This window comes from Lamprobacter modestohalophilus (assembly GCF_016583905.1).
Lineage (GTDB): Bacteria > Pseudomonadota > Gammaproteobacteria > Chromatiales > Chromatiaceae > Lamprobacter > Lamprobacter modestohalophilus.
Genome location: NZ_NRRY01000088.1, coordinates 1 through 7,999 on the forward strand (window position 1 = coordinate 1; position 7,999 = coordinate 7,999).

Sequence of the window (7,999 nt, forward strand, 5' to 3'; positions counted from 1 at the left end):
GCAACGGCTTTTCCCTCGGTCAGTTTGCACTTCCAAGGGTACGCCGACCCGGCGCTCCTGCCACGCCTTCAGCGTGGTTGATCGCCTACCGGAATACTCAGTTTTGGACCAAGGGATGATCAAGGCCTGGAGATTAAACGTTCTGCTCAAGCCTATGCTCAAGAGGTGGCGAGGCGTCCTGAAGTGATTGATGCGAACCGGCGGCTTTTTCTCAGGGCGATGAGTTCGATACCTTCATGATCTTTGAGGGGAACCTACTAATTTTTCTGGGCGATCGTTTTCAATTTTACGAATTCGTGGAGGAAGCGATAGGAGAAACTGTTTTTGCACTAACGCTTCCTGTTAATCGAAGGAAGCCTTGCTGATGTGTGGGATCGCTGGATATTTTCATTTAACTGAGCTTGAGCGTCTGGGTTCTTCTTGCGAGACGATGGCCCATCGTGGGCCAGATGACGCAGGTGTTTACAATGATCCCGATACTGGCGTTGGGCTTTGCCATCGGCGGCTGTCTATACTTGATGGGTAGTGCTCCAGATCTGTTGTGCCCACCACTCAAGCTCCTGATTTATTAAGCATTAATAGTATTTGCCAACAGTTCTGGAACACAACCACTTGATGTTTCTAGTTCTGGTCATCAGCCCATGATCAGCGCCGATAGTGCTGTGGTGTTAATCTTCAACGGCGAGATTTACAACTTCCGCGAATTGCGCACTGACTTGGAATGCCAACGCGTGATATTTCGCGGAGGCTCAGACACAGAAGTTCTGCTAAACCTTTATATGGCCGTTGGCGAATCGTTGCTGTCACGGCTGAACGGGATTTTTTCCTTTGCGATCTGGGACCGTCGTCGTCAGACGCTGCTACTCGCGCGAGACGGTCTTGGAGTGAAGCCGCTTTACTATGCAGTGTTGGATGATGGCTTTGTCTTCGCCAGCGAGATCAAGGCCTTGATGTCACTGCTGCCCGAGACATGCGCCTTGGATGAAGCGGCGCTACAACGTTACCTGACCTTTCTGTGGTGCCCCGGCGAGGGCACGCCGCTCCGATCCGTTCGCAAGTTGCTGCCTGGCGAAGCCATGGTCGTGCGTGCGGGCCGGATCGAGCGGCGCTGGAATTGGTACCGATTACCCGCGTTCCGTCGTGAGGCTAAGCCCGCGCTCGATCAAACCTCGGCCATTAAGAGCACGCGTGAGCATCTGCGCACCGCCGTTCGCCGCCAGATGGTCGCGGATGTGCCCGTGGGCGCTTTCCTCTCCGGTGGACTGGATTCCAGCGCCATCGTCGCGTTGGCGCGCGAGCAGAATCCGGACATTCGTTGTTTCACTATCGAGATGGAGGGCGGTCCGGAGGCCGGCGCGACCGATGATCTGCCCTATGTCCGCCTTGTCGCCGAGCATCAGGGTGTGCCGCTCGATGTGGTGCGCATTGATGCCGGCCGCATGGCGGGTGATCTGGAGCGCATGGTGGCGCAGTTGGATGAGCCCCTTGCTGACCCCGCGCCGCTTAATGTGCTCTATATCAGCCAGTTGGCGCGCGAGCAGGGTATCAAGGTGCTGCTTTCCGGCGCGGGCGGTGATGATCTTTTCACCGGTTATCGCCGCCACCGCGCCCTGATGGCCGAGCGCTGGTGGTCTTGGCTGCCGGGGCCGATGCGGCAGGGGCTGGCCAAGACGACCGGCGCACTGGATCAGCGCAGCGCCTTGGGTCGGCGTCTGACCAAGCTCTTCAGCGGTGCTGGCCTGGATGGTGACGCGCGGCTGGTCAACTATTTTCGCTGGGCGAACCGGGCAGACCTGGAACGGCTCTACTCGGCGGAGTTTAAGGCCGCGCTGGGCGAGTCGCGGGCCGAGGCGCCAATGCTGGAGTTCCTGCGCGAGCTGCCGCCGGAGACGAGCCGCCTGGAGCGCATGCTGGCGTTAGAGCAGCGGTTCTTTCTCGCCGATCACAACCTGCTTTACACGGACAAGATGTCGATGGCGGTTGGCGTCGAGGTGCGGGTGCCATTTCTAGACCTGGAGTTGGTCGAGTTTGCCGCCCGCATCCCGGCCCGCTTCAAGCAACGCGGCAGCGAAGGCAAGTGGGTGCTGAAGAAAGCGATGGAGCCTTATCTGCCCCGTGAGGTGATCTACCGGCCCAAGACGGGCTTCGGTGCACCTTTGCGGCGCTGGATGCGCCATGAGCTGCGCGAGTTGCTGGGGGATCTGCTGTCGGAGGCGAGCATGCGCAGCCGTGGGCTGTTCGATCCCGCTGCAGTGCAGCGGTTGATCGCGGATAACGATGCCGGGCGGGTGGATGCGAGCTATACGCTGCTGTCGTTGCTCTGCATTGAGATTTGGTGCCGTACTTACCTGGATACCGGTGGCCAGCCACGAATGAATGGAGTGTCATACGAATGAATCAGGAGAAGGCGGATGTCCGCGATTTTTGGGATCGGGCGTCTTGTGGCGAGGAGCTGTACCTGGCCGGGGAGGATCGGCAGGCCTATCAGGCGCAGGCCGACACACGCTATGCGCTGGAGCCGTACATTCCGGAGTTTGCTGGGTTCAATACGGCGCGGGGATTGCGCGTGCTGGAGATCGGGGTTGGCTTGGGCGCCGACCATCAGCGATTTGCGCAGGCCGGCGCGGTGCTCTCGGGCATCGATCTGACCGAGCGCGCGGTAGAGCATACGCGCCGTAGGTTGGCGGTCTTTGGTCTCGCTTCGGATCTGGCCGTCGGGGATGCCGAGAACCTGCAGTTTCCGGACGAGTCGTTCGACCTGGTGTATTCCTGGGGCGTTTTGCATCACAGCCCTGACATGCCCAAGGCGATCGCCGAGGTGTGGCGTGTGCTGAAACGCGGGGGGGGGGGCGAGGATCATGGTCTACCACAAGTGGAGCTTGGTCGGCTTGATGCTCTGGGTGCGTTACGCGCTGCTCGGGCTGAAGCCCTGGCTACCCCTACGCGAGATCTACGCCCGGTATCTGGAGAGCCCGGGCACCAAGGCCTACTCGGTGGCTGAGGCGCGCAGGCTCTTCGCCGATTTCAGCCAGGTGGAGATCCGCACCGTGCTGACGCACGGCGACCTGCTGGAATCCGCCGCCGGCCAGCGCCATCGGGGGGCGCTGCTGACACTGGCGCGGAAGGTCTGGCCGCGGGGGTTGATTCGGAGGCTGTTGCCGGGGGCGGGTTTATTCATGCTGATTGAGGCGACGAAATAGCCCTTGGTTAATCTGGAGCGGCGTTTGCCGCTTGGTCCAAGCCGTCCGAGATAGGTGTTGCACTGCACCCTGAATTTTCTTTTCAAACAGATGGTTAGGAGAGAAAATCGCTACCAAGATTTTTTCTGGACCATTTCTGTATGGAACTGCTTGATTTAGAAGCAGAAGCTAGGACGACAGCAACACCTTTGTCGGACGGCTTGCGCTTGGTCGCGTTTTTTTCAAAGGTACCGTTTATGGGTCGCTGGGTTCATTGGCTAGATGCTCGGTTGTATCCCGGTTATCAGCATCGGTGGGACGATGCGCTGTTTCGAGACCGGATTCTGTCGCGGCTCGGGGGGGGGATGATGTCCTCGATCTTGGTGCTGGAGCTGGGATTGTTACGGAGATGAATTTTTGCGGCCATGCGCGACGGATTTGCGGGATAGATCCCGATCCGCGTGTGGTCGACAACCCCTTTCTCGATGAAGGCAAGGTTGGGCTGGGGGAGTCGATTCCGTATCCCGATGCCAGCTTCGACCTGGTGTTTGCAGATAACGTACTGGAGCATCTGCCGAATCCGGAACAGGTCTTCGCCGAAGTCGCGCGCGTGCTGCGGCCGGGTGGGGTGTTCTTAGCGAAAACGCCGAACAAGTACCACTACGTTCCCTTGATCGCGCGGCTCACGCCGCACGGCTTTCATCGCTGGGTGGTGCGCTGGCGTGGGCGCGAGGGTGAGGATGTGTTCCCGACGCGGTATCTGGCGAATTCGCGCGCTGACATTCGTCGGTTGGCGGCAGCGACCGGGCTGCAGGTGGTTGCGGTCGATCTGGTCGAGGGGCGGCCTGAGTATCTGCGCTTTTCTGCGCTGACCTATGTCTTCGGCTACCTGTACGAGCGGCTGGTGAATCTCGTGCCCGGTCTGGCCGGTTTGCGCGTGCTGCTGGTGGCTGAGTTACGAAAGCCAGACGCTGGCTCTGCTGCTTAACGTTCAGTCGGCGGGTGCGCTGCCTCGGCGCTGCAACGACACGGAAGTGATCAAAGGTTTTGGGATGCTTGAACCTTGATGGCCCTCTATCTTGACAAACTGCTCGCGCAACTGGCTTATCCACTGGGCCTATCGCTCAGTCTCTGTCTTGTTTCGCTGCTGCTCCTGGGCTTGCGCCAGCGGCGCTGGAGTGCAGCGGTGTCGGTGCTGGCGGTCAGTTGGCTCGGCCTCTGGTCGTTGCCAGCGGTCTCTGATGCGCTGCGGTTGTCGCTCGAGGGTCGGTTCGCCAATCGACCGGTCAGCGAACTGCCTTCGGCTGATGTTGCCGTGGCGCTGGGCGGCGGCATCGACAGCGGACCACCCAGCTGGCCCTATCCGAACCTGGGCGAGGCGGCGGATCGCGTCTGGCATGCCGCGCGACTCTATCGCGCGGGCAAGGTGGAGACGCTGATCCTCTCCGGCGGACGACAGCCTTGGCAGGGCAAGGGGCCTCCCGAGTCCGAGGCCATGCGCCAGTTCCTGAATGATCTGGGTGTGCCAGACGCCGCGCTCCAGTTCGAGCATCGCAGCCGCAGCACGCGCGAGAATGCCCTCTACAGTGCCGAGCTGATCCGCTCGCAAGGTGCGGCTCGGGTGCTGCTGGTAACCTCAGCGCTGCACATGCCGCGGGCCTTGGCGAGCTTTCGGGCGGTGGGGATCGAGGCGATTCCCGCGCCCTGCGATTTCGAGGTCAAGCCAGAGCCCGCCCATGCGCTGCGCTGGCTACCCGATGCGGGCGCGCTGGCGGCGAGCACGCGGGCGTTGAAGGAGTATCTGGGATGGTGGGTGTATTGGTGGCGTGGCTGGGCGGTTGAAGTGGCGCACGTCTGACTATTCGGGCTGCAGAGGCTGGCCTGTTGATGGTGTTGATAAAGAGGTCATAGCGCGGCCGTGAAACAAATCCTGCAGAACCTGAAAGACGGCAGTACCGAGCTGGCCGAAGTCCCCTGCCCACGCGTCGGCCGCGGCGCGCTGCTGATCCGCACCACGCGATCGCTGGTCTCGGCCGGGACCGAGCGCATGCTGGTGGACTTTGGCAAGGCCAATCCGCTCGAAAAGGCCCGCCAGCAGCCGGACAAGGTCAAGCAGGTGCTGGAGAAGGTGAAGACCGATGGCCTGATGCCGACGGTGGAGGCGGTGCGCAGCAAGCTGGAGCAGCCGCTGGCGTTGGGGTATTGCAATGTCGGTGTCGTTGAGGAGGTGGGCAGCACCCCTCGTCATTCCGGCCAGGAAGCCGGAATCCAGGCCATGGGGGGTGTGTTCTCCCCCGGCGACCGCGTCGTCTCCAACGGCAAGCACGCCGAGATGGTCTCAGTCCCGGTCAACCTCTGTGCGCGGATTCCGGAGACGGTCTCAGACGAGGCAGCGGCCTTTACGGTGATCGGCGCCATCGCCCTGCAGGGCATTCGCCTGGTGGCGCCGACGCTGGGCGAGGCGGTGGTGGTGACCGGGCTCGGGCTGATCGGGCTGATGACGGTGCAGCTGCTGCGCGCCCACGGCTGCCGGGTGCTCGGCATCGACATGGACCCGGCCAAGCTCGCGCTGGCGCGGAAGTTTGGCGCCGAGACGGTGGACCTCAGCGCCGGCCAAGACCCGGTGGCGGTGGCCGAGGGCTTCTCGCGCGGGCGCGGGGTGGATGCGGTGATCATTACCGCCGCCACGCGCAGCAACGAGCCGGTGCACCAAGCCGCGCTGATGTGCCGCAAGCGCGGGCGGATTGTGCTGGTCGGCGTGGTCGGGCTGGAGCTCTCGCGGGCGGACTTCTACGAGAAGGAGCTGAGCTTTCAGGTCTCCTGCTCCTATGGGCCGGGGCGTTATGACCCGCTGTACGAGGAGCAGGGGCAGGATTACCCGATCGGTTTTGTGCGTTGGACCGAGCAGCGCAACTTTGAGGCGGTGCTGGACATGCTCGCCGATGGGCGGCTGGATGTCGCGCCGCTGGTCTCGCACCGGTTTGCGCTGGAGGAGGCTGAGCGGGCCTATGCGGTGGTCGGCGGGGCTGAGCCCTCGTTGGGGATTGTGCTGGAGTATCCGGGTGGGGATTCGGCGCGGTTGTTGGGGCGGACGGTGCAGTTTGATCAAGATCTTCGTCATTCCGGCCGGGAAGCCGGAATCCAGGCCAGTGATGGTAGCGAGCAGGTCAGGGATGGTAGCGAGCAGGCCAGGAAAGGTAGCGAGCAGGCCATCGATGGTCGCGTCCAAGCCAGGAGCGGCAACACCCAAGCAACGCCAGCGCCGGCCATCAGCGTCATCGGCTCCGGCAACTACGCCACTGCTGTACTGATCCCGGCCTTCAAGGCCGCAGGCGCCAGGCTGCGAACCGTCGCCTCCAGCGGCGGCGTCAGCGGTGTGCACGCCGGGCGCAAGTTCGGCTTCGCGCAGACCACCACCGAGACCGAAGCCTTATTCGCGGACGCCGGGACCGATGCCCTAGTGGTGACGACCCGCCACGACAGCCACGCGCGCTTTGTGCTGCAGGGGCTGCAGGCTGGCAAGGCGGTGTTTGTGGAAAAGCCGCTGTGTTTGACCTTGGGGGAGTTGGAGGAGATTGCCTCCGTCGCCCCGCACCCTCTCCTCATGGTTGGTTTCAACCGCCGCTTCGCCCCCCACGTGCAGCAGATGAAGCAACTACTCGCAGGCGTCACCGGACCGAAGGCCTTTGTGATGACGGTGAACGCCGGCGCCATTCCGGCCGACCACTGGACCCAAGACCCCGCCGTTGGCGGCGGCCGGATCATCGGCGAGGCCTGCCACTTCATCGATCTGCTACGCTTCCTAGCCGCGGCCCCCATCACCAACCACAGCCGCCTGACGATGGACAGCGCCACCCAAGACACCCTGAGCCTCCAGCTCGGCTTCGCCGACGGCTCCATCGGCACGGTGCATTACTTTGCTAACGGCAGCAAGGCGTTCCCGAAGGAGCGCCTCGAGGTCTTCGCCGGCGGCCGGGTGCTGCAGCTAGACAACTTCCTCCGTCTCAACGCCTACGGCTGGCCCAAGTTCAAGCCGCTGAAGCTGTGGCGCCAAGATAAAGGCCAGAAGGCCTGCGCCGCGGCCTTCGTGCAAGCCCTGCGCGCGGGTGGCCCCGCGCCGATCCCGCTGGCGGAGATTCTGGAGGTGAGTCGGGTGACGATTGCGGTGGCTGGGGAGAGGTAAAGAGATCCCGACCTATGGCTGAATCGAACAGCGGCATCAAGATAACAGACGTCCGTATCTCGAATTTCCGGGCTCTGAAGAACGTTGAGGTGACTCTCGGTGACCTGACAATCCTGCTTGGTGCCAATAATGCAGGGAAGACGAGTTTCCTTGATGCACTTTATGCGGCGATAGGAGCCGGGCGGAGACTCTTGGGGCAAGATGACGTGCGTCTGGAGCGGGGAGAGCCGATTGCGCCAAAAAGCCGAGTTGTAACGGTAGACGTCCGGGTTCAGCCGCTTGATGAGGAGGGCGTTGTTGCCCCAAACTTTCCTTCTGGCAGTTTCTGGACTGAGCTTTGGGGAACCGGTATTCAACAGGCGTTGGACGCTGATTTTGAGGAGTTTGTCGGGATTCGGACGACCCTCGCGTGGAGTTCTTCGAGAGGTGAGTACGTCATTGAGCGTCGTTTCCTAAAGGAGTGGAAGGCTTACGATGACTGGGTTTCGGCCTCCGTGGACGAGAAAGTAATGGAATGGTCCGCCCCGCTCCTCCAACACACCCCGAGCGGGCACAATAAGCGATGATGAGAACCCATCGTCAACCAAGGTAGCGGAGCAGACCAATGACAGAGACTCACAAAGACCGGGCCATCACG

General features: G+C 62.0%; 7 protein-coding genes. All 7 read left to right on the forward strand.

Features of this window, described 5'->3' with window-relative positions; genetic code table 11:
• Positions 1 to 578: 578 nt before the first annotated feature.
• The 7 genes from asnB (at position 579) to CKO42_RS24935 (ending at position 7,928) form a co-directional block, all read left to right on the forward strand.
• A complete protein-coding gene (asnB, locus tag CKO42_RS24905; RefSeq protein WP_338034999.1) occupies positions 579 to 2,396 on the forward strand; it encodes an asparagine synthase (glutamine-hydrolyzing) in 1,818 nt (605 codons plus the stop codon).
• Entirely contained in the window at positions 2,393 to 3,001 is a 609-nt protein-coding gene (locus tag CKO42_RS24910) for a class I SAM-dependent methyltransferase (protein ID WP_200251379.1), read from the forward strand. The genes asnB and CKO42_RS24910 overlap by 4 nt, the downstream gene beginning before the upstream one ends.
• Positions 2,994 to 3,200, forward strand: a complete 207-nt coding sequence (locus CKO42_RS24915) for a hypothetical protein (RefSeq protein ID WP_200251381.1) — start codon at positions 2,994 to 2,996, stop codon at positions 3,198 to 3,200. The genes CKO42_RS24910 and CKO42_RS24915 overlap by 8 nt, the downstream gene beginning before the upstream one ends.
• Positions 3,201 to 3,492: 292 nt before the next feature.
• Positions 3,493 to 4,167, forward strand: a complete 675-nt coding sequence (locus CKO42_RS24920) for a methyltransferase domain-containing protein (protein ID WP_200251383.1) — start codon at positions 3,493 to 3,495, stop codon at positions 4,165 to 4,167.
• 78 nt (positions 4,168 to 4,245) lie between these two features.
• A complete protein-coding gene (locus CKO42_RS24925) occupies positions 4,246 to 5,037 on the forward strand; it encodes a YdcF family protein (protein ID WP_200251385.1) in 792 nt (263 codons plus the stop codon).
• A gap of 60 nt (positions 5,038 to 5,097) precedes the next feature.
• Positions 5,098 to 7,362 carry a zinc-binding dehydrogenase gene (locus CKO42_RS24930; protein ID WP_200251387.1) on the forward strand — a complete coding sequence of 755 codons (2,265 nt, stop codon included), beginning with the start codon at positions 5,098 to 5,100 and terminating at the stop codon, positions 7,360 to 7,362.
• Between the two features lie 14 nt (positions 7,363 to 7,376).
• Entirely contained in the window at positions 7,377 to 7,928 is a 552-nt protein-coding gene (locus CKO42_RS24935) for an AAA family ATPase (protein ID WP_200251388.1), read from the forward strand.
• Positions 7,929 to 7,999: the final 71 nt, after the last annotated feature.